This window comes from Streptosporangium sp. DT93, assembly GCF_049844535.1.
Classification (GTDB): domain Bacteria; phylum Actinomycetota; class Actinomycetes; order Streptosporangiales; family Streptosporangiaceae; genus Streptosporangium.
Map to the genome: position 1 here is coordinate 16,270 of NZ_JBNCLF010000031.1, position 21,713 is coordinate 37,982.

Here is a 21,713-nt window from a genome sequence, read left to right on the forward strand (position 1 = left end):
GGCGCGTCCCGGCGATGGACGGCGATCTCGCGATCCTGCGCTTGACCAGCCCATCTTGCTGTCGGAGCCCCTCATCGCACCCGCACCGCCCAGCCAGGGCGCGGTGCCGACCGGCGAGGTCGTCACGACCGGCTACGGAAAGACCAGCAATGCGGGTTTCCCCAACGAACGACGCGAGGTCTTCCTCGATGTCACGCCGCGGTGGACCTGCGAAGGCATCTACCAGTTCGTGAAGCCGATCACGCCCGGAATGAACTGCACCCGCACATCCGGCCAGACGGCCGGAGCATGCGGCACCGGGTGATGTCGTCGTCGGAATCGTCTCCTGAAATATCTCGGGCCAGTGCGGCAACCCGACCTGTCCCACCGTGAATAGGAATGTTTCTCAGCACCGAACCTGGATGAGCGGCAACGTGGGGAGGTAGCCGGCGGTTCATCCACCTGCCTTCAGCCGGAACGCGAGGCGGCGGGGCGCCTGCACGCGATAGCTGTCCGTCACCAGCTCGGCAACCTCGACCCAGTCCGTCTCGTCGTCCAGCACCATTCCCACGACATTCACACCCCAGTCGGCCCGGAAGAACGGGGGGCCGGCATGCGCCAGCGCGGCCAGCTCCCCGGGCGGCGCCCGGAAGGTCATCAGGATGGCCGGATCGTCCATATCGATGTACGCCGACCCCCTCCCGTCGGTGGTGTAGACGTGCAGGAACGTCCGCCGGCGAATCCGCCACCGCAGGCCGATCCACGCCGGCTCCTCGTACGTCTCGGGCAGCTCCCCGCAGATCACCCGGAGCCGGCCCACAACGGCGGGTGGAACGTCCGCGATGTCGCTCATCTGTACCTCCCGCGCCTATCCTGCCCGCCGGGTAGGACATCAGCACATCAGAGTCTCCGGGGGTGGCGGGGCCGCGCCGACGTCATAGGACTATCGGGCCCAGCTCGGCGACGACGCTGGCAAAGGTTCGGATGAGATCGGTTTCGGCGGCGGTGCGCCGGACAAGCGCGAAACGGGCGGGTGGTGCGTCGCGGATGAGCGGGTAGGCGATGCCGGGGTGTGGCGCCAGGCGTCTGGCTTGGGCCGTCACGGGTGCGATGGCCTCGCCGGTGAGCAGGAGTGGGATCTCCTGGTCGAAGCTGGCGACTTCCGGGCCGATGGTGATCGGCCGGCCGCTGGGGGTGTGGGTGGGGATGAAGGTGGGGCGCCGGTAGTCCGGCGCGGCGCCGCCGTCATCTGTGACCTCGGGCAGGGCCGTACCGCCTTCGGGGGACCGTTCTGGTGGAATGAGATCTGTCCTCGAGGACGCGGTGCACACCCAACCGCGCTCTTGGCCAGGGCGCGGGGGTGGACTCGCAGAGCTCGCCGAACGGCTGCGCGCCATCGGCCTGGAATTCCTCACCGGCGAACTCCAAGGCCACCACGACCCCGGCGGTATCGTGTTCACCGTCCTGCCAACTCCTCATCACCCAAGGCAAGAAGAAGGGCAAACGCCCCTCACCCGCCACCGTCATGCGAATGCTCCGCGACCACGACGAACACGCCACAGCGGCCGGGACCAACGAGATAGAGCCGGCCCGCTGACGAGCACCGAAGCTCTACCTTGCGGCTCGCCGTAGCTTCAGGAGTCCTGGGCCGTATCCGGGGATGACGTGCAGGTGCGGGTGGAAGACCTCCTGGAAGGCCACCTCGCCGTCGGCGAGGAAGAGGTTCATCCGCTCACAACGTACCCCCGGCCTGGGCGCAGCGCTGGCCGAAGGCGACCGACGTATATTGCTTAGGTTCAAGGGGTTGTCGCTGTGGTGAATCACTTCGGTACTGGGGCGGCGCTGAGCAATCGCCATCGCCAGCGCGTCGGTGACCAGTTCGGTACGCAGGTGATCGGCCATCGCCCAGCCGACGATCGCCGGGAGAACACGTCCAAGACCACGGCCAGATAGAGAAAACCCTGCCCGGTCGGCACATACGTGATGTCAGCGGTCCACAGGCGGTTCGGCTCCTCGGCGGTGAACTGTCGCCTGACCAGGTCAGATGCGGCCGCAGCTCACCGATCGGGGATCGTGGTGCGACATCCTTTACGCCGGGTCACGCCCGACAGGCCTGCCGCGCGCATCAACCGGGCCACCCGCTTGCGGCCGATACCGATGCCGTCGATCTGGCGCAGGTCGGCGTGGATGCGCGGCGCACCGTAGATCTCATCCGACGCGGCGTGGTGCGCGCGGATCTTCTCGGGCAGCTCGGCGTCGCGGCGGGCGCGTGCCGACGGGCCGCGCTCCCGGCGCCGGCGCCGGCGATGGTAGCCCTGGCGCGACACACCCGGCACCCGGGCCGGCGGGGAGACGTCGTGGTGGTCGTTCTCCGCATCGATCAGCCGGAACCTCATCTCGGCCGATCCGTCTCCCGCGCGAAGAAAACCGCGGCCTTGCGCAGGATTTCCTTCTCCTCGCGGAGAAGCTTGACCTCGCGGCGCAGCCGGGCCAGCTCGTCTTTTTCGGCGGCCTGGGGCGGGCCGCCGGTGATCCGGCATACCTGCACTACGCCCCCGGCTTTTCCAGGGCCGGGGGCGCGCGGGTTCCGTCGGGGCTGATCGTCAGGGCTGCTCGTGCAGCTCGGTGCGGGTGGCTTCGGCTTGTTCGGTGATGGTGGCCAGGACGGGGTCGGGGACGTGCTTGTCGCGGAAGACCTCCACCAGCTGGTCCAGGACGGCGTCGGCTTCCTTGATGTCGCCGCCGCGGGCATGAGCGCGGGCCAGGCGGCGCATGGTGGCGTTGAGGGTGATGTTGTCGACGCCTGCGTCGGTGTTCTCGTCCAGGGTGGTGGCCACGACCTCGCTGAGCTGTTCGATGCTGGTGTCGGTGTCGGCGGGCCGCACGTCGATGCCGCCATCGGTGAGGGTGAGGAAGTTGCGTCCGGCGTTGGTGCCCTTGGCCATCCGCGCGTACACCGCCAGGGGGTGGTCGCCGTGGTCGGTGATGAGCTGGTCGAGGGCGGCGTTGCCGTCCGACAGCTGCGGGGCGTCGGAGCCGAGGAAGGTGAGCAGGAGACCCTGCTGGTGGCCCGTCAGCAGGTCACCGGCGGCCTTGTCCTGCTCGTCGGCCGGAGGGCTGACCTCGATGATGTGGTCGGGTGAGGCCAGGGTGGAGCCGTCGGGGGCGCGGTAGCGGGCGCTGAGCCGGTAGGTGCCGGGCTGGTCGAAGGTGAAGCCGCTGGCGCTGTAGCCGAGGTAGGCGCTGGCGTAGATCGCGGGATTGTCGGCATCCAGGGTGAGGTTGTTGCGAACGCCGCAGGCATGGACGACGGGCTGGAAGGGACGGGTGTCCGCGGCCGGGTCGGTGACCAGGATCGTGAGGTTCTCGCCTTGGGGACTGAGGTCGGCGGCGGCCTGCGCGGTCGGGGTGCTGCCGTCCAGGGAGACCTTGATCTCGGCGACGACGGGTTCGCCGTGGGAGAAGGCGGTGCGGCCGGAGACCTCCACGCGCAGACCGGACCGGCTGGGCGCCGGCGGGGCGAGATCGGGCAGGGCGGTGGTCTCGGCGGAGTTGGTCATCCAGGGCACGCCTCCGAACGCGACATCGCGGAAGAAGCCGTGACGCAGGTGGCGCAGTTCGGGGGCGGTGAACTGCCAGTCGAACGCCTTCCAGTATTTGGGCTCGTCGTAAAGACCCGGAGGGGTTGCCTGGTAATACCAGGGATAGTTCATGAACGACAGGTCGCCGTAGCCGTCGCGCGGGCCGAGCTCGCGCGGCGGGTTGATGAGATGGCGCTGCCAGGAGTGCGCCAGGTTGAGGGCGTGCCCGAGCTCGTGAACGTAGGTGCGCACGTCCTCACGCGCTCGGTCCCTTGTCGCCCCGAGGATCAACTCTTCCCAGAACACGGCCATGCCCTGCCGCTGGCCGGCGCCTCCGACGTAGTCGAACATGAGACCGCGAGGTGATCCTTCGGCGGCGCGGCTGGCGATGAAGGTCCACACCTTCCACTGCAGCGTGTCGCTGAAGAGGCTGAAGTTGCTGACCATCGCGGCGTGCAGTTCCGCTACCGACCACTTCAGGTCGGCGCCCGCGCCGGCGACGGAGACCACGTTGGGAGTGCCGGCGGTGCGCAGCTCGATCCCGGCGGCGGCGAAGGCCGACTGGACGGTGACGATCCGTTTTTTCTTGCCGGCGCCGATGGCCTCACTGGTGGTGGGGTATTCGGGGGGCGGCTCCGTGCCCGCCAGCGCGTCGATCTCCCAGTCGATGGACCGCAGGAAACGGGAGGTGTAGGCGCAGGTGCAGGTGACGGCCTCCTGCGATCCGGTGAAGGTGACCTTGGCTGTGCCGCCCGGGGCGAGCTTGTCGACGCTCACCGACAGCACTGGCCGTGTGGTCGTCTCGGCCCAGGTCGCGGTGCCGGTCAAGGTGGCGGGCAGCGTGAGGGGCGCGGTCCCGTCCAGCACGAAGGAGTTGGTGTAGGACTCCACGCCGTTTTCGGTGGTGAAGATGTCGCCGGAGACGACCGGGAGCGCGCCGACCAGGTCGACGCGCAGGTCGAGCTTCAGGCTGCCGTTGGCGCCGATGAAGCGGCCGGCCGCTGGAAGGCGCGGCTTGCGGTACTGCTCGGGCAGGGCGCCGAGCCCGGCCGCCACCTCGGCGTAGGTGCCGACCTTCACCGGGCCGGAGTCCCAGTTCATGGTCAGCGCCTTATCGCCCTTGATCAACAGCGTGTGGTACCACCCTCCCGCCGATCCGCCGAGGAACACGGCGTGGTCGAAGTCGCCGCTCATGTCCGCGGGAAGCTTCGACCACCCCTTCTCGGCCAGCCCGGTCAGCGGCCCGACGTAGTAGCAGCCGCGGCCCTTGGGCCCCCACTCGATGATCGCGCACTGGTTTCCCTTGAACAGCATGGTGCGGTAGGGGACGTTCGGCAGGCACATGATCGCGTCGACGTCGCTGCGGTAGTCGGCCGGGATGTGCTCCCCGAAGCCCGGCAGGCTCGTGATCGGCCCCTGGTACTCCGCGCCTTTGCCCCACACCCAGTACAGGCACTGGTTCCCGGCGATGAACACCGTCCGCTTGGGCCAGGCGTTCACCCGGACCTCGAACGCCCCGTCACTGCAGCTGGCGAACGGCTCGGGGATCGCTTTCAGCTCGTTGTCGTAGACGTTGGTGAGCAGGTCCTCGGTCTGCATCGTCTCCTGGTTGATCCGCGCGGCCCGATCCTCCCGCACCACGATCGCCCGCCACGGATCCTCCGTCAACCCGAAGATCGCGTCGAACCCTGACGTCTTCGCCCGCATGAACCCCATCGATGCGCCTCCTGGCCGGGCCCTGAGGGCCCACGCCCGCTGACGCTAGGCAACCATGCAGATACTCACAATGACCACAATAAGTCAGGTCAGACCGAAACAAACCGAACGAAGTTCTCATTTGATTACGGACCGCTCCATACTCATCCGCTATCGCCCGGCCAGGATCAGGCGGCCCCCATGCCCCTCTTCGGCCGGCGCAAAACCGCAGGCCAAGCCTGAAAAATACCGAAACCGCCGTCACATCTCGGCCGCCACCGGGTGCCTCGGACCCGCCGCGCCACTTCCGTCCCACCGGTCACGATCAAGACCGCCGTAAACACCGCTACCGGGTGGCCTCATCTGGCCACCACTTGCACAGCAGCGTCTTTCCGCATTCGACCAGGTGCCTTCCAGCACGTCCACGCGCCGCCCTCGCGGCCGGGTCGCTGACATCTCGGGCCAGCTGCGTGGCTTTGTAGGTGAGATCCGTCAATTTGCTGTCAGTTGATGACCTTGACAATGACGTCTCCGCCTTCAAGATGGTTGAGTTGCCCGAGCGGCGCGTTGTAGGTGCCGAGATGGATGGTCTGGTCGGTGTGGCCGATCCCGGCGGCGTTGTAGTAGAAGCCGAGGTTGCCCCAGGGGGTGTAGTAGATCAGGTCGCCGTCCTCGGGGTCGGACCCGGGGGAACCGTTGTGGTTCAGCTTCCGGGGAAGGTAGCCGATCTTCTCTTTGCCTGAGAGCTCCTCGATGGTGAGCGTGAGAGGCAGCATGGACAGGAAGTCGCGGACGGCCGGGTTGTCCTGGCCTATCGTCACGTCGACCGAGGTCGCGTTTGAGGAGAACCGCACGACCGTGCCCACGATCTTCCTCGCCTCGCCGTTGGTCTCGTCGTTGTCCGAGCGGCGAGCTGAAGGAGTTGCGGATATCGAGGAGGCCTTTGTCGCCGCTGCGGGCTGGTCTGACACCGAGGGCGCGGTGTCCGGGTGCGGCGTACTGCACGCCGTCAGAGCCAGTGAGGCCGCCAGGCTGCCAGCGGTCATGGTGTCCTTGAATCGCATTGCATCATCTTCCCGAGTTGCGGATCGAAGAGTTGAGGGCGACCTGGTGGCGTGACGGTCGCGTCCGGACGCCGTCGCCCTGCCGGCGGTGAGGTACGGTCCGGGAGCGCTTTGCCGGCCCGCCGAGGTCACTGTCGTCTTCTGCGTTCCGGCGTGCGCGTGTGGAAGGCTCACACGCGTCCGACGGATCCGAGCTCTGCACGGACCGGGGTGTGCGGGTGTCGCTGAGTGTCAGCGGGCGACGTAGCCGCCGTCGACCGGGAGCGCGACGCCGATCACGAAGCTGGCTGCGGGGCTGCACAGCCACAGGACGGCCTGGGCGATCTCGTCGGCGGTCCCGAGGCGGTTGATGGGCTGACCCGCTTCGGCCTCGGCGCGGTCCAGCTCGCCTTTGGCGATCATGTCGCTGACCATGGGGGTGTCGATCGTGCCGGGGCAGATGGCGTTGATGCGGATGTTGCGCGGGGCGTACTCGAGGGCGGCGCTGGTGGTCAGGCCGATGACGCCGTGCTTGGAGGCGTGGTACGAGGCACGGCCGGCGATACCGACGAGGCCGCCGAGGGAGGAGCAGTTGACGATGGCGCCGCCGCCCTGGGCGCGCATGTGCCGCAGCTCGTGCTTCATGCTGGCCCAGACGCCGCGCAGGTTGATGGCGTTGACGCGGTCGAAGACCTCGATGGCTTCGTCGGCGGCGTCGCTGGGCGGGATCTGGATGCCCGCGTTGTTGTAGGCCATGTCCAGGCGGCCGAAGGTGGCGACGGTACGGTCGACGGCGGCGGCGACCTGGTGCTCGTCGGTGACGTCGCAGGTGAGGGCGAGCACCTGGTGGCCGCCGCCGGCGAGGTCCCCGGCGGCGGCATCCAGGGCCTGGGTGGAGATGTCGGTGAGGGCGACGGCTGCCCCGGCCTCGGCGAAGGCGCGGGCGGTGGCCAGCCCCATCCCGGAGCCGGCTCCGGTGACGAGGGCGACCTGGCCGGTGAAGTCGTAGGTGGGATTCATGAGGATGGGTGTTTCCTTTCGCTGACGTGGGGCTACCCGCGGCTGCTCAGACGGTTTGGCCGCCGTCGACGACCAGGGCGTGGCCGATGGTGAAGGCGGCCTCCGGTGAGCACAGCCACAGCACCGCCGAGGCGATCTCCTCGGGTGTGCCCATGCGTCCGACGGGTTCCTGGGCGATCACTTCCGCGCGGCCCTGGGGGGTGGCGCCGGTGAAGCGCCGCATCATCTCGGTGTCGACGATGCCGGGGCAGACGGCGTTGATGCGGATGCCGTCGGCGGCGTAATCCAGCGCGGCGGATTTGGTGAGACCGATGATGCCGTGCTTGGCGGCGGCATAGGCGGCCTGGCCCTTGAAGCCCTTGACCCCGGCCCCGGAGGAGGTGTTGACGATCGCGCCGCCGCCATGGCGGAGCATCAACGGGATCTGGTGCTTCATGCAGGTGAAGGCGCCCTTCAGGCTGATGCCGACCACGCGGTCCCACTCCTCGTCGGTGATGTCGGACAGCGGTTTGACCGGCTGCTCGACGCCGGCGTTGTTGAAGGCGACGTCGAGGCGGCCGAACTCACCGACCACGGCGTCCAGGGCCGCCCGCACGTCCTGGTCTCTGGTGACGTCACAGGTGACCGCCAGTGCCCGTCCGCCCTGCTGGCGGATCAGGTGGGCGGTCTGCTCGTTGTGGTCGGCGGTGACGTCGGTGACCACCACGGCCGCGCCTTCACGGGCGAACGCCAGCGCGGTGGCGCGGCCGATCCCGCCGGCCGCGCCGGTCACCAGCGCGGTCTTGCCCTCAAAACGCCGGCCAACAGATCGAGTCATCGATCGCTCCTGGTTTTCCATACCTGCTCATGCTCGGCAGGTGTTGCTCGGTGATCGTTGTTTGCCCATGGTGGTCGCCGGGAGTCCGTGTCGGTGACAGCCGGATGGATTCCGCTCGGTGTCCGTCACAGGAGGGCTTCGACGGTGATGGGGAGGTCGCGGATGCGGCGGCCGGTGGCGTGGAAGACGGCCTTGGCGATCGCGGGGGCGAACGCGGGCGAAAGGGTGCCGGCCACCATGCCTCCGGCGGCGGTCCTCAGCAGGAAACCTCGCCGGGACACTCCCGCCGGCGCCTGCCCGTCGCGGGGGTTTTCGTCAGCGAACCTGCCGGACGTCATTGCCTCACCTCTCCTTCGGATCAGCGGGAGGGTCCCGCCGCCGGTCAGCGGTGCCGGATCAGGGCTGAAGGAGGACCTTGACGGCGCGGCGTTCGTCCATCGCCCTGTAGGCCTCGGCCGCCTGGTCCAGGGGCAGGGTGAGGTCGAAGACCTTGCCCGGGTCGATGGTGCGGTCGCAGATCAGTTCGATCAGTTTCGGCAGGTACTGGCGCACCGGGGCGGGGCCGCCGTGCAGGTGCACCAGGGACATGAACAGCTCGTCACCCGGCAGCGAGACGTCGTGGGCGACGCCGACGAATCCCATGTGCCCGCCGGGGCGGGTGGAGCGGACGGCCTGGGTCATCGACTCCTGGGTGCCGACCGCCTCGACGACGCTGTGCGCGCCGAGCCCTCCGGTCAGCTCCTTGATCCTGGCCACGCCCTCGTCGCCGCGTTCGGTGACGATGTCGGTGGCGCCGAAGGCGCGGGCGAGTTCCTGGCGCGGCGCGTGGCGGCTCATCGCGATGATGCGTTCGGCGCCGAGTTGCCTGGCCGCCAGCACCGCGCACAGCCCGACCGCGCCGTCACCGACGACGGCGACCGTCTTGCCCGGCCCGGCCTGGGCGGCCACGGCGGCGAACCAGCCGGTGCCCAGCACGTCGGAGGCGGCCAGCAGGCTCGGGATCAGATCCGCGTCCGGCATGCCGGGGGTGGCGACGAGTGTGCCGTCGGCCAGCGGGATCCGCGCCCGTTCGGCCTGCGTGCCGATCGTGCCCATCAGCACCCGGTGGACGCACCCGCTCTGGTAGCCCGAGGCGCAGATCTCGCAGGTGTTGTCCGAGGCCCAGAACGAGCCGACCACGAACTGGCCGGGCTTGATCGTGGTGACCTCGCTGCCGACCTCTTCGACGACCCCGACGTACTCGTGACCCATCGGGGCCGGCCCGTCGAGCTTCTCCACGCCGCGGTAGGGCCACAGGTCCGATCCGCACACGCAGGCCGCCGTCACGCGGATGATCGCGTCCGTGGGTTCGATGATCACTGGATCCGGGCGCGCCTCGACACGGACGTCGCCGGGGGCATGCAGAACTACTCCACGCATGTGGATCTCCTTTGAGAAGGGTGGGATGTGGGGCCGGCGAGACCCGGGCGAAGCACGGCGGCGCTTCTCACCGGCGGGTGGTGGAACGCTCGGCCCCGTACTCGGTGTCACTGACGTGCTCCAGCCAGGTGGTGAGGTGGACCATGTTCGCCCGCGCCCGCGACGGCTCCTCACCTCGGTGGATCACATCCCACCAGGCGTCGCCGGTGAACATCTCGGCCGGGGCCTTGCTGGTCGGCGGCTGGGTGATCAGCTGCATCCTGGGCTCCTGTTCGACGATCGTCTTCGGCCACGTGGCCGCGACCTCTTCTCAGTCGTCCTGTTGCCGGTGACGGGTGGAGCCACCTCCACCCTTGAGAGAAGATGCCCTGTGCCACGACGTTTCTTTGCCGGGCCGGTCGGCTGGAACGGCCTTGACCTCCGGGCGGACCATTACCGGTGATCGCCGCCGTGTGCTGTCTTCCGGTCAGGCTCGGGTCACTTCAGGTTGCTGCGGAAGAACGTGGTCAGCTTGTCGAAGGGGATGAGGCCGACGCGGTCGTAGAGGTCCACGTGGCCGGCGCCGGGAACGATCACCAGTTCCTTGGGCTGACCGGCGAGGCGGTAGGCCTCTTCGCTGAACTCCCTGGAATGGGCCTTGTCGCCGGTGATGAAGAGCATCGGGCGCGGAGAGATCGTCTCGATGTCGGCGAAGGGGTAGAAGTTCATGAACGTGACGTTGCTGGTGAGCGTGGGATGCGTGGTGGTGTCGGGGCTGTAGCCCCTGGCGGTGCGGTAGAAGTCGTAGAACTCGCGATCGATCGGGGTCGAGTCGCCGGTCAGCCGTTCCGGCGTTCCGCCGGTGTACTTGGTCGGGCCGCCCGCGAACTCCGCGTCGCGCTGTCGCGCCGCCTGCTCGATGATGTCCTTGCGCTGCTGGGGGGTGACCGAATGCCTGAGCCCGTTGCGGTTGGCGGCGCCCATGTCGTACATGCTGACCGTCGCGACGGCCTTGATACGCGGGTCGATCTTGGCCGCGCTGATCACGAAGCTGCCGCTGCCGCAGATCCCGAGCGCGCCGATCCGCTCCTTGTCGACGAAGGCCTGGGTGCGCAGGAAGTCCAATCCGGCGCTGAAGTCCTCGGCGTAGATGTCCGGTGAGACGGCGTTGCGCGGCCGGCCCTCGCTCCTGCCCCAGAACGACAGGTCGAGGGACAGGGTGACGAATCCCCGCTCGGCCATCTTCGTGGCGTAGAGGTTCGCGCTCTGCTCCTTGACCGCGCCCATGGGATGTCCGACCACCATCGCCGGATTCTTCGTGCGGCGGTTGATGTTCTTGGGGACGAACAGGGTCCCGGCGACGTTCATCCGGTACTGGTTCTTAAAGGAGACTTGCCGGACCGTGACCCTGTCGCTGGTGTAGAAGTTGTCCGCGCCGTTGGAGGTGTCGCCGGGCGGCAGGTCCTGCGTCGGACGGGTCACCGCTGCCGGAGACGTGGTGGTCTGGGCGGCCGCGGTGCCGCCTGTCGCGAACAGCGCCCCGAGCACGGCCGCGCCGGCGCCGGCCCGCTTGAGCAGGCCGTGGCGGGTGGGCTTGCGCTCCGCCGATGCCGTCGTCATCGCCTGGCCGGTGGTATCGGACGTCGTGTTCATCGTCGATGCTCCTTGCGGTCTGCGCCGAAAGTCTCGGCGGCACGGAAATTCAACGGGTTTCCGATCGGATGTGATCAGTTCTGGAAAAAGGGCGAGGACGGGCGGTTTTTGATCGAGCGGTGGTGACGGCTTTCGCCGGCGGCAGATCCTCACGCCGTTATGGACAACACCCAGGAAACAGGCTCTGTCCCACGCGCGGGAGGTCGCGTTCATCGGGGGGACAACCTCAACCCCCCATCCGCCCGCGGCCCCTGCCTACAGTGAGGGCATGCACGACAACCGAGACGAGATCCGCGACTTCCTCATCAGCCGGCGCGCCAGGATCACCCCGCAGCAGGCCGGGCTGGCCCCCGGCAGCCGCCGCCGGGTCCCCGGCCTGCGCCGCGAGGAGGTCGCCGTGCTGGCCGGGGTGAGCACCGACTGGTACACCCGTCTGGAAAAGGGCCACATCAGCGGCGTCTCCGAGGACGTCCTGAACGCCGTCGCCCGAGCCCTGCGACTCGACGACGCCGAATGCGCTCACCTGTTCGACCTGGCCCGCACCGCGAGCACCGGCTCCCGCACCCGCCGCCCCGTCCGCCGCCCGGCCTCCACGGTCCGTCCCGGGCTGCAGCGGCTGCTGGACGCGATGGGCGACGCCCCGGCGATCATCCGCAACGGCCGCATGGACATCCTGGCCGCCAACCGGCTCGGCCGCGCGATGTACTGGCCGGTCTACGACGACGCACCCGCGCCCGCCGGACAGGCCCCCGCCGGCACCCGCCCGGCCAACATCGCGCGCTTTCAGTTCCTCGACCCCGCCGGGCCCGGCTTCTTCCCCGACTGGGACACCGCTGCCGACATCACCGTCGCCCTGCTGCGCACCGAGGCCGGCCGCGACCCCTACAACAGGCACCTCACCGACCTGATCGGCGAGCTGTCCACGCGCAGCGACGACTTCCGTACCCGCTGGGCCGCCCACAACGTCCGCCTGCACCACGCCGGCACCAAGACCTTCCACCACCCCGCGATCGGCGACCTCACCCTCGACTACGAGTCGATCGACCTGCACGCCGACCTGGGCCTGAACCTGACCGCCTACACCGCCGCCCCCGACACCCCCTCCCACGACGCCCTGCGCCTGCTCGCGAGCTGGGCCGCCACCCTCGACGCCGCCCCCCGCCTCACGCGGGAAGACCGAAGCCACCATGGCCAGAACCAGCGGGAACGGCCCCGCTGATCCCACCGATCAGGACGTTCAGCCGCAGACGCCGAGTGGTCGGCACGGCGGCGGGTGCCGGTCATGGCCCGCGCCGGGCGGTGATCGTGGCGTCGCGGACGTCAGAGATCACCTTCAGACTCGCCTCGATCATCCCGAACCGGATCAGATCGCCCCGCGGGACGCCGCGGCCGCCGCGGACATGGAACGCGGTGGGCTCGTGTCCCGTCTCATTCGATCTGAGGCATCGGAAGCCCCTGACCTGCGGCGCCGCAGATCGAATGAGACGGGACAGCACCCTTCGGTACAGGGCCGTCGAAGTTATGCTCGGCCAGCCCGGCTCGGGGCCGGTTCCGGGTGCTCGGGTGATCGCAGAGTTCGGTGACGCCGACGGCCGGTATGTCTCGGCCGGGGCCCGCCGTAACCACGACGGGAATCCCGGCCCGGCGCACCGGACCGGGATCCTCGTCACCGGAAACCTCCAAACATCCGGGGCCCGCTGTCGCGGCCCCGGCGGCCTATCTTCCGTAGACCTCCAGTTCCCACAGGGAGTAGCCGTACGGGGTCGCGCGCTGGGTGCCGTACACGCGCACGTATCTGGCACCGGTCGCGGTGAAGGCCGCCTCGTCCACGCCGCCGTCACCGGCGGTCGTGGCGTACACCTGCGTCCAGGTCGTCCCGTCGGCCGAGGTCTCGATCCGGTACGCCCTGCCGTAGGCCGCCTCCCACTGCAGTCTCACCCGGCTGACCTGCCGGGCGGACCCCAGGTCCACCGAGATCCACTGCGGGTCGGAGAAGGCCGACGACCAGCGCGTGCCACCGTTGCCGTCCACCGCGTTGCTCCCGGCGAACGCCCCGTTCTCCGTGGAGGAGGTCGTGACCGGACGCCCGGACGACAGCAGCACGGCACCCGGGCTCGGCGTGGGGGTGGGCGTCGGGGTCGGGGTCGGGGTGGTCCCGCAGTTGCCCGGGACGACCCCTGCCGCGTAGCGGAGCCCGCCGTACAGGTGCGCGCGGAAGTTCGGCTCGGTGTAGGACGCGCCGGTATGGCCGAGACCGGTGTACCAGGAACGCCCGCCCTGGTAGGCCTTGCACCAGGAGATCGGGTGGTCGGCCCCCATCGACCCGCCGGAGTAGGTCGACTCGTCCAGCGTGGCGAGCACGTGGGCGGTGGAACGGGGGTTGGTGCGGTAGTTGTACAGCTCGTCGGTGCGCACCCAGGTCGCCGGGAGGTGGGCCGTCGAAGGGTGCGTGCGGTCCTCCACCCGTACGGTCGCCTGCTGGATCGCGGGGTGGGAGGTGAAGTAGGCGCCGACGAGGCCGCCGTAGAAGGGCCAGTCGTACTCGGTGTCGGCGGCGGCGTGGACGCCCACGTATCCGCCCCCGCCCGCGACGTACGACTCGAACGCCGTCTGCTGCGTGGCGTTGAGCACGTCGCCGGTGGTCAGCAGGAAGACGACCGCCCGGTACTGGGCGAGGTTGGCGGTGGTGAAGGCGCCCGCGTCCTCGGTGGCGTCGACGGTGAAGCCGTTCTCGGTCGCCAGCCCGCGCAACGCGGTGATGCCCGCGGGGATGGCGTCGTGCCGGAACCCGGCCGTCTTGGAGAAGACCAGGACCTTGTACGCCGGATCGGCCGCCAGCGCCGGAGCACCCAGACCGATCATGAGGACGAACAACGCGGTGACGACCGCGATGACGTTACGCACCGTAGACCTCCATTTCCCACAGGGAGTAGCCGTACGCGGTCGCGCGCTGGGTGCCGTACACGCGCACGTATCTGGCACCGGTCGCGGTGAAGGTCGCCTCGTCCGCGCCGCCGTCACCGGCGGTCGTGGCGTACGCCTGCGTCCAGGTCGTTCCGTCGGCCGAGGTCTCGATCCGGTACGCCCTGCCGTAGGCCGCCTCCCACTGCAGCTTCACCCGGTTCACCTGCCTGACCGACCCCAGGTCCACCGAGATCCACTGCGGATCGGAGAACGCCGACGACCAGCGGGTGCCGAGGTTGCCGTCCACCGCGTTGGAGCCCGCGGAGGCGGCGTTCTCGGTCGAGGACACGGTGACCGGGCGCCCTGCCGACAGCAGCGTGCCCGTGGGCGGGCTTCCGGTGGTCAGGGTGAAGTCGTCCACGTCGAACAACGCCCCCGTCCCCCCGGCGAAGACCAGGAAGAGCCTGGTGGTTCCGGCCGGGGCGTTCGCCAGGGGGGTGGAGACGTCGACGAACGTCTCCCACCCGCCGGTCGGCGCCACGGTGGCGGTACCCAGCAGGGTCCCGGTGGCCGAACCCGCCCTGACCTGGATCGTCCCGCCGACCCCGCCGGAGGAGACCCTGGCGGTGAGCCTGGTGACGCCGCTCAGGACGTAGGGGTCGAAGGAGATCCAGTCGCCGTTCTCGATGCTGCCGACGGTCTTGGCTCCGTGCGCGGCCGGCTTGTCGTACTGGGCGATGCCCTGGGAGGTGGTGTAGTGCTCGGCCTGCCGGTTCCTCGGCTGGGTGACGTGCTGGGCGTGGGTGGTGAGCCCGCCGGCGTCGGTGTACTCGGCGTCCCAGACCCCGAACAGGTTGGCGGCCCCGTCGTGCTCGCCGTTACCGGGTGTCTGGATCGTGCCCGAGCAACCGCCGGCGCCGGCGAGCGGGTGACCGTGGGTGTCGTGACCGAGGATGTAGGTCATCTTCACCTTCGCGCAGTCGATCGTCGTGTCCTCCGCGTCGGTGACCGTGATCCGGTACGGCACGGCGTCGCTGAAACCGAACACCTGCCCGTTGAGCGGGAGGTCGATCCTCACGACGGGCGCGGTGTTGCCGACGTTGATCTCGACGTTGGCCGTCGCGATGTTGCCGGTGCCGTCCCTGACGGTCAGCGTGACGATCCGCCTGCCGTCGGTGGTGTAGGTGTGGGTGGGATTGGCCGCGGTGGAGGTGGCGCCGTCGCCGAACGCCCAGGAGTAGGTGAGCGCGTCGCCGTCCGGGTCGGAGCTGCCCGCCGAGGAGAACGCCACGGTCAGCGGCGCCTTCCCGGAGACCTTGTCCGCGGTGGCCTTGGCGATGGGCGCGCGCCCGCCGGTCCCGATGTGCTCGATGCGGTACAGCGCCGAGTGCTCGTTGCCGTTGAACCAGCCGGTGCCGTAGTCGAGCACGTACAGGGCGCCGTCGGGGCCGAACGCCATGTCCATCACCAGCTTGCCCGACCAGGGGAAGGGCTGGATGGTGCCCCGGGTGCCGTTCGCGTTGACCTCGATGTCCTTGATCCACTGGCGCTGGAGCTCACCGGCGAGGAAGTGCCCGTCGAGCGACTGCGGGAACTTGACCGGCGAGTTCAGCGCGGCGGAGTAGCGGTAGACGACGCCGCCCATCGGCGACTCCGCGCCGCAGCCGAACTCCGGCAGGTTGCAGCCGTCGTAGGTGATCCAGGCGGGCTTGGCCGCGGGCAGCTTGACCAGGCCGGTGTTCTTGCGCGAGGTGTTCTCCGGGCCGCCCGCGCAGTCGTACTTCGCGCCGACCGTCGCGGTGTCGTAGTTGTAACGGGCGTAGGTCTCGGCCGGGGTGTTGTTGCCGGTGCAGTACGGCCAGCCGAAGAAGCCCGGCCCGGTGATCCGGTTGAACTCGACCTGGCCGCCGGGCCCGCGGGGACCGGCGGTGCCGGCGTCGGGGCCGTAGTCGCCGAGGTAGACGACGCCGGTGGCCTTGTCGACGCTCATGCGGAACGGGTTGCGGAAGCCCATCGCGTAGATCTCCGGGCGGGTGTTCGCGGTTCCCGGCGCGAACATGTTCCCGGCCGGGATCGAGTACGACCCGTCGGCGTTGACCTTGATGCGGAGCACCTTGCCGCGCAGGTCGTTGGTGTTGGCGGCGCCGCGCTGGGCGTCGAGCGCGGGGTTGCGGTTCGGCCTGTCGTCCAAGGGGGCGTAGCCGTCGTTGAACCCGGGCTCGCTGTCGTCGCCGGTGGTCAGGTAGAGGTTGCCCGCGGCGTCGAAGTCGATGTCGCCGCCGACGTGGCAGCAGGCGCCGCGGCTGGCCCTGACCTCCAGCACGCTCTTCTCGCTCGCGAGGTCGAGCGTGCCGTCGGTGTTCAGCCTGAAGCGCGAGAGCCGGTTGACGCCGTCGAAGCGCGCGAACTCCGCCGCGGTGCCGTCGGGCGGGGAACCGTTCGGCGGCGTGGACAGCGGCGGCGCGTAGTAGAGGTAGACGAACCGGTTCGTGGCGAAGCCGGGGTCGACGCCGACGCCCTGCATGCCCTCCTCGTCGTTGAAGTAGACGGAGAGCTTGCCCGACACCTTGGTGTTCCCGGCGGCGTCGGTGATCCGGACCGTGCCGTCACGGGCGGTGTGCAGGACGGAGCGGTCGGGCAGCACCGCCATCGTCATGGGCTCCCCCACCTCGGCGACCCCCTTGGCCAGCGTGACCTGCTGGAACTTGGTGGGGTCGACGGGCGGGGCGGCGACACTCGCCGAAGCGGTGGCCGGCGCCGCGGCGGCGGTCGTGGTGCCGGTCGCGATCACGGTGGTGGCGGTCGCGGCGGTCGTGGTCGCGGTGGCCGGGAGCGGGTACAGGAGCGCGGACAGGGTGAGGAGAGCCGTCAGGGGTGGTAACCATCGGCGGAGCGAGGCCATGGGCGAGACTCCAGGTCTCTGTGGGGGGGTGGACCGGTGGTCAGGGTCTCGGGGCGGGGGGTTCGGGGTCTCTGGAGGGGGACACCGAGGAAAAAGCTGAGGGAGCGCTCTCCCACCTCGAGATTGCTCTTGCTCGACAATCCTTGTCAAGAGGCTGTTTAACCTGACGGAAACAGCCCGCACACCCCCGGCGAACATCGACACGCTTCGGGGAACGCTCCCCAGCAGCACCGTTGTACCGCGCCGGTTCCCCCTGAGCCGGCCGAACCGGCGGCGTCCGGCACGCCGGCGGCATGACCCCCTCAGGCACACACCGGCAAGGTCCCGGCGATCCGCGGAATGGACCTGTGCGACCGTCCAGGCTCCATCGACCGGGCCGCCCGGTGGAACGCCGGAGGCACCCCGCCGCTCCGGTGGCACGTGGGCGCCCGGCGCCTGCATCCTGGGCTCCAGCGCCTCCCGACCCGCAGGTCAGACGGTGGTTACGGTGTCGTGTAGCCCAGTATGTAGGGTCCGGAGCCTTTGAAGGAGAGCAACAGGTAGCGGTAGACGCCGGGCGGGCCCAGGTAGCCCAGCTCCTCGAACGGGCTGGGGGTCTGGGAGACCGCGACGGTGCTCCAGGTGAGGCCGTTCTGCTTTTGCAGGTAGAGGTCGAAGTCGCCGGTGGTGTTGCCCTCGATGCAGCCGTAGTGGTGGCCGGTGACGCTCGTGCGGTAGGACAGGCCGGCGGGCTGGTAGATGGCCTGGCCGCTGTCCAGCGCGCCGGTGATGGAGTTGGGGTAGCCGTTGCAGGAACCGGTGCTCACCTGGGTCTTCGCATAGGTCAGCAGGGTCAGGCCGTAGGCGGTGAGGATGTCGTCGATCGGCTGGACGTAGGTGACGCCGCCGGTGGCGCAGTTGCCGGAGCCGCCCGAGACGATGCCCTGGGCCTGGCCGATCGAGAGCATGGCGGCGCCCGCGTTGCCGGGGTGTGCGCAGGCACTGGTGCGTATCAGGTGCTTGACGACCCCTTCGGGGTAGGTGACATCGGCCTCGCGCTGGGTGATGGTGCCGCAGTGCCAGTCGAGGCCGCCGACGGAGGACCCGGCCAGGCAGACCACGCTGCCCTCGATGGCTTCCTTGGAGCCGTAGACGTACATGATGCCGCCGCTGTCGTTGCCCACCAGCGGCCGGGGGGTCCAGGCGTCGTCGAGCGCGACCCAGGAGTGGTCGCCGCCGGGGAAGGTCGAGGCCCGCACGCTGCCTTGGATGAGCCGGTTGAAGCCGGCGGTGGGGGTGCCCGGGGTGCCGCAGTGCCCGGCGCTGACGAAGCCCTTCTGGGTTCCCCTGGCCACGGCGAAACCGACCGAGCAGCGGGTCCTGGCGCCGGCGTAGTAGGCCTGGCCGCCCACCAGGTCGGTGGGCGGGGCACCGGGCGGGTAGGGCTGCGGATCGATGGGCGTGCCGGCCTGCAGGAGCCGGGGCTTCTCGGCCGAAAGGACCACCTGCACCGCGGCGGGGGAGACTCCGGCGGCCTTGATCGAGCTCACGGCCGCCTTGGGCGTGCTCGACAGGACGACGACCCTGTTGGTCTTGACGTCGATGTAGCGTGCGCTGCTCACCGCCGAGAGGGCGGGCCGGGCGGCGGCGAGCTTCTCCTTGACCGCCCGCAGGCTCGCCAGGGACCGGGCGACGACGAGGGGCCGAGCGCCCGCGGCGACGATCTGCGCGACGTCGGCGCGGCTGGTGGTGGCCACCACCAGCGTCTGCCCGACGGGCCCCTGCAGCCACGAACCGGCGAAGCGCTCACCGAGCCTTTCCTGCAGCCGCGCCGCGACCGGGGTCAGGCGGGATTCGTTGAGCAGGTGGCTTTGAGCCTGGTCCTCGGTGAGCCCCAGATCCCGGTGGATGGCCGCCAGCATGCCCAGCGGAGGTTTCCCCGCCGGCAGCGCCGAAAGGTCCCGCTCGACGGCCTTCACCTCGGGGACGGCAGGGACCGCCTGGGCCGCAGGGGCGGCGACGGCCGGGACCGTCATCGAGGCAAGGACGGTGACCGCCAGGCAACCTCCCAGGGCGCCGGAACGGGTGCGGAACATGACAATCTCCTCGGCCTCGGCTGCGGTGAGCGTGAGGGGAGATCGCCGTGCGGCACCGATCAATCCGGTACACCAGCGAATGCCACCTTAACCGGCCCATTGCCGCTCAACATCCTGAAAGACCACGACACACCGACAGCGGCTTCTGGAACTCCTGCGCTCCTCCGACGTCCCGGCCTTCGTCCGCACGGTCGAGGAGACCGGCGCCACGTACCTCATCTGGTCCTACAGCCGGTGGGGCTTCAAGCCCGACGGCCCCGACGACGCCATCGACACGATCATGGACAACGGGAGCCACGCGGCTCAGCGCGACCTCATCGACGAGGTCGCCGCCGCCCTGAAAGCGCAGAACGTCCGGTTCATCCTCCACTACCACACCGGTAGCGAGGAGTCCGGACGGTGGCGGAAGCAGCCCTCCACCGACGGCTCCTACGTCGAATACACCTTCACCGGCACCGGGATCGACGTCCTGGGTCCCACGGCACCGAGCGTGGGGAGATCGGACCTCAGGAGGCCTCGCCGAACCGTGCTCGCCACGGACCGGGCAGGTCCCGCCGTTTCCAGTCGTCGGTGTAGGCCGGGGGCTTGACACCCCGGTGGGTCACGATGACGTCGTAGCCGCGTTCCCGGAGTTTCTGGATGCGCCGGGGCATGGTGTCGTCGAACCGCTGTGCGACGGCCTGCGACTCGCAGCCCAGCAGGTAGCCGAGCTGGGCGCCGCCCTGCCCGTAGATCACGCACGGCCCTTCGATCCGGGGCCTGAGCTCCTCGGCGGCGGCGTTCATGACGTCGCGTTCGGCGCGGGCATCCGACGACATGGCGACGGCGACGGTGCCCTGGAGGATCAGGTGAGCCGCCACACCGGCCACGAGCGGTACGGGGGCCGGCCGCGCCGCGGCCGCGACGGGCAGGGCCAGCAGGGCGTACACCGGAAGCAGGAAGCGCGGGGCGGCGTAGTCGACGTAGAAGAGGTAAGGCAGCGCCATCGCCACGGCCGTCGCCGTCGCCAGCGCGAGCGGGCGGAACCACGCGGTGTGCCGAGCCGCCCACAGGCCCGCGCCCGTGGCCAGCAGGATCGCGATCCACCAGACGATCAGGGCGGGGGACGCGCCGCCGCACTCGACCCCGAAGCGGCACAGCGCCGGCCCGTCGAGGGCGCGGGCCTGCTCGTCCAGGGTGCTGGTCAGCCCGGTGTCGTTGTGTTCCCCCGCCGCCCCGAGGCGTTCGGCGACCCCGCCGAACCGGACGACCGCCTCGGCCATCCACTGGCCCCAGCCGATCGCCAGCCCCGCGGCCAGCGCCGCCGCCTCCCGGAACCGCCGCTGCCACAGGGCGTAGGCGGCCAGCGGCACCGCCAGCACCAGCGCGTCGGTCGGCCGCATGAGCGAGACGAGCACCATGGAGGCGCCCAGGCCCAGCGGGGTCCCGGTCAGCAGGAAGCCGGTGGCGGCGACCGCGCCCAGCGCGACGTAGAGGTTGGGCATCGCCTGGTTGCCGTAGAAGAGGGACAACCAGCAGCCGGCCAGCAGCAGGGCGGCCAGCGGCACGACCCGGTGGTTCCTGACCCGCAGCCAGACGGCGAAGGCGCCGAAGAGGGCGGCGGAGGAGACCAGGGTCAGCCAGATCCGCAGCACGACCACCTCGTCGGTGATCGCCACGATCGGCGCGACGAGGAGCGGCACCCCCTGGGCACGCGGGGCGGAGTAGACGGCGGGCGGCGCGTGGGCGGCGTACTGGGAGGCGTAGACGGCCTCGTCCCAGCCGATCCCCATACCGAGGGTGGGGATGAGGAGCTGGGCGGTGAGGTAGAGCAGCGCGACCCCCGCGAGCAGGACCGCGGGGGTGGTGACGACCTCTCGCCGGACGATGACCATGGCCCCTCCCGATACCGTCGGAAAGGCTCCCCCTGACCTTCAGATGATCGGGCACACCTGGCCGGCAGGAGAATCTTCCCCGGGCCGTTCCCGATGCGACCGGGCTCTGAGGATCTTCCCGCGTCATCGCCGTGACGGCCCGGCTCCTCCCGCGACGATACGAAAACCGGAGGCGGCGGTCACATGCCCCATGCCAGCATGGTCGCCTCGTACCCGATGCGAAAGGACCTGAGTGGCCATGCCCGGTGCCATCACGTTGATCCGCTCCGCTTCCCTGTCCGACGTCGCTCAGTACGCCTATGCGGCCACGGCGCCTGCCGGGTCACGACTCATCTTCCTCGCCGGGGCGTGTCCCCTGAACGAGGACGGCTCGACGGCGGCGATCGGGGACTACGCGGGTCAGGCGGCGAAGGCCCTCGAGAACATGCGGACGGCCCTCACCGCCGCCGGCGCGTCGTTGCGGGACGTCATCAGCACGAGGGTCCTCGTCGCGTCCGCCCGGCAGGAGGATCTGGGGGCTGCCTGGAAGGTGGTGCGGGAGTCGTTCGGTGAACACGACGTGCCGAGCACCTTGATGGGAGTCACCGTGCTCGGTTACGAAGGCCAGCTCGTGGAGATCGAAGCCGTCGCCGCCGTGCTCGACTCCTGAGCGCAGGCGTCCGGCCCGGTGCGGGCGGACACGGTCAGAGCCGGCGGACCGGCGGGGCGTGCCGGGCGCCGGTGGGAGGGTGACTACGGCGCCTACGCACCCGGCGGCGGGGTCGTACGCACT

At 69.8% G+C, this 21,713-nt stretch carries 21 protein-coding genes; 3 read left to right on the forward strand and 18 right to left on the reverse strand.

Annotation, left to right across the window (positions count from 1 at the left end; all coding sequences use genetic code 11):
* Window positions 1-55: 55 nt before the first annotated feature.
* Window positions 56-304, forward strand: coding sequence for a hypothetical protein (locus ACLQ2R_RS37630; RefSeq protein ID WP_425966202.1), 249 nt, complete (start codon window positions 56-58; stop codon window positions 302-304).
* Between the two features lie 129 nt (window positions 305-433).
* Here the strand turns inward: ACLQ2R_RS37630 and ACLQ2R_RS37635 are convergent, their stop codons facing one another.
* From ACLQ2R_RS37635 to ACLQ2R_RS37700, 14 genes are all read right to left on the reverse strand, one after another.
* Window positions 434-832 (reverse strand): MmcQ/YjbR family DNA-binding protein, encoded by a 399-nt coding sequence (locus tag ACLQ2R_RS37635; protein ID WP_425966203.1) that lies wholly within the window; start codon window positions 830-832, stop codon window positions 434-436.
* An 82-nt stretch (window positions 833-914) separates the two neighbouring features.
* A complete protein-coding gene (locus ACLQ2R_RS37640) occupies window positions 915-1,310 on the reverse strand; it encodes a hypothetical protein (protein WP_425966204.1) in 396 nt (131 codons plus the stop codon).
* A 280-nt stretch (window positions 1,311-1,590) separates the two neighbouring features.
* Window positions 1,591-1,707 (reverse strand): HIT domain-containing protein, encoded by a 117-nt coding sequence (locus tag ACLQ2R_RS37645; RefSeq protein ID WP_425966205.1) that lies wholly within the window; start codon window positions 1,705-1,707, stop codon window positions 1,591-1,593.
* A gap of 92 nt (window positions 1,708-1,799) precedes the next feature.
* Window positions 1,800-2,018, reverse strand: a complete 219-nt coding sequence (locus tag ACLQ2R_RS37650; protein WP_425966241.1) for a DDE-type integrase/transposase/recombinase — start codon at window positions 2,016-2,018, stop codon at window positions 1,800-1,802.
* An 18-nt stretch (window positions 2,019-2,036) separates the two neighbouring features.
* The gene (locus tag ACLQ2R_RS37655) at window positions 2,037-2,375 is read right to left on the reverse strand and encodes an IS3 family transposase (RefSeq protein ID WP_425966206.1); all 339 of its coding nucleotides are present in this window, start codon (window positions 2,373-2,375) and stop codon (window positions 2,037-2,039) included.
* On the reverse strand, window positions 2,372-2,527 hold the full coding sequence (locus tag ACLQ2R_RS37660; RefSeq protein WP_425966207.1) for a hypothetical protein: 156 nt from the start codon (window positions 2,525-2,527) through the stop codon (window positions 2,372-2,374). Before ACLQ2R_RS37660 ends, ACLQ2R_RS37655 begins: the two co-directional genes overlap by 4 nt.
* Before the next feature lie 55 nt (window positions 2,528-2,582).
* Window positions 2,583-5,276 (reverse strand): hypothetical protein, encoded by a 2,694-nt coding sequence (locus ACLQ2R_RS37665; RefSeq protein ID WP_425966208.1) that lies wholly within the window; start codon window positions 5,274-5,276, stop codon window positions 2,583-2,585.
* Between the two features lie 482 nt (window positions 5,277-5,758).
* Window positions 5,759-6,319, reverse strand: coding sequence for a cyclophilin-like fold protein (locus ACLQ2R_RS37670; protein WP_425966209.1), 561 nt, complete (start codon window positions 6,317-6,319; stop codon window positions 5,759-5,761).
* A gap of 231 nt (window positions 6,320-6,550) precedes the next feature.
* Complete coding sequence (locus ACLQ2R_RS37675; RefSeq protein ID WP_425966210.1) at window positions 6,551-7,318, reverse strand: glucose 1-dehydrogenase; 768 nt, start codon at window positions 7,316-7,318, stop codon at window positions 6,551-6,553.
* 46 nt (window positions 7,319-7,364) lie between these two features.
* Window positions 7,365-8,135, reverse strand: coding sequence for an SDR family oxidoreductase (locus ACLQ2R_RS37680; protein ID WP_425966211.1), 771 nt, complete (start codon window positions 8,133-8,135; stop codon window positions 7,365-7,367).
* 125 nt (window positions 8,136-8,260) lie between these two features.
* Entirely contained in the window at window positions 8,261-8,473 is a 213-nt protein-coding gene (locus ACLQ2R_RS37685; RefSeq protein WP_425966212.1) for a twin-arginine translocation signal domain-containing protein, read from the reverse strand.
* A 58-nt stretch (window positions 8,474-8,531) separates the two neighbouring features.
* On the reverse strand, window positions 8,532-9,554 hold the full coding sequence (locus ACLQ2R_RS37690) for a zinc-dependent alcohol dehydrogenase family protein (RefSeq protein ID WP_425966213.1): 1,023 nt from the start codon (window positions 9,552-9,554) through the stop codon (window positions 8,532-8,534).
* A 67-nt stretch (window positions 9,555-9,621) separates the two neighbouring features.
* On the reverse strand, window positions 9,622-9,813 hold the full coding sequence (locus tag ACLQ2R_RS37695) for a hypothetical protein (protein WP_425966214.1): 192 nt from the start codon (window positions 9,811-9,813) through the stop codon (window positions 9,622-9,624).
* Between the two features lie 218 nt (window positions 9,814-10,031).
* Entirely contained in the window at window positions 10,032-11,186 is a 1,155-nt protein-coding gene (locus tag ACLQ2R_RS37700) for an alpha/beta hydrolase (RefSeq protein WP_425966215.1), read from the reverse strand.
* A 268-nt stretch (window positions 11,187-11,454) separates the two neighbouring features.
* Between ACLQ2R_RS37700 and ACLQ2R_RS37705 the strand changes: the two genes are divergently transcribed.
* Window positions 11,455-12,405, forward strand: coding sequence for a helix-turn-helix transcriptional regulator (locus ACLQ2R_RS37705; RefSeq protein ID WP_425966216.1), 951 nt, complete (start codon window positions 11,455-11,457; stop codon window positions 12,403-12,405).
* Between the two features lie 497 nt (window positions 12,406-12,902).
* On the opposite strand, the gene ACLQ2R_RS37710 is transcribed toward ACLQ2R_RS37705, so the two are convergent.
* The 4 genes from ACLQ2R_RS37710 to ACLQ2R_RS37725 form a co-directional block, all read right to left on the reverse strand.
* On the reverse strand, window positions 12,903-14,090 hold the full coding sequence (locus ACLQ2R_RS37710) for a ThuA domain-containing protein (protein WP_425966217.1): 1,188 nt from the start codon (window positions 14,088-14,090) through the stop codon (window positions 12,903-12,905).
* Complete coding sequence (locus tag ACLQ2R_RS37715; protein ID WP_425966218.1) at window positions 14,083-16,992, reverse strand: PQQ-dependent sugar dehydrogenase; 2,910 nt, start codon at window positions 16,990-16,992, stop codon at window positions 14,083-14,085. Before ACLQ2R_RS37715 ends, ACLQ2R_RS37710 begins: the two co-directional genes overlap by 8 nt.
* Before the next feature lie 482 nt (window positions 16,993-17,474).
* Complete coding sequence (locus ACLQ2R_RS37720) at window positions 17,475-19,067, reverse strand: S1 family peptidase (RefSeq protein ID WP_425966219.1); 1,593 nt, start codon at window positions 19,065-19,067, stop codon at window positions 17,475-17,477.
* Between the two features lie 506 nt (window positions 19,068-19,573).
* The gene (locus ACLQ2R_RS37725) at window positions 19,574-20,941 is read right to left on the reverse strand and encodes a hypothetical protein (protein ID WP_425966220.1); all 1,368 of its coding nucleotides are present in this window, start codon (window positions 20,939-20,941) and stop codon (window positions 19,574-19,576) included.
* Window positions 20,942-21,179: 238 nt separating this feature from the next.
* Between ACLQ2R_RS37725 and ACLQ2R_RS37730 the strand changes: the two genes are divergently transcribed.
* Window positions 21,180-21,590, forward strand: a complete 411-nt coding sequence (locus ACLQ2R_RS37730) for a RidA family protein (RefSeq protein WP_425966221.1) — start codon at window positions 21,180-21,182, stop codon at window positions 21,588-21,590.
* Window positions 21,591-21,713: the final 123 nt, after the last annotated feature.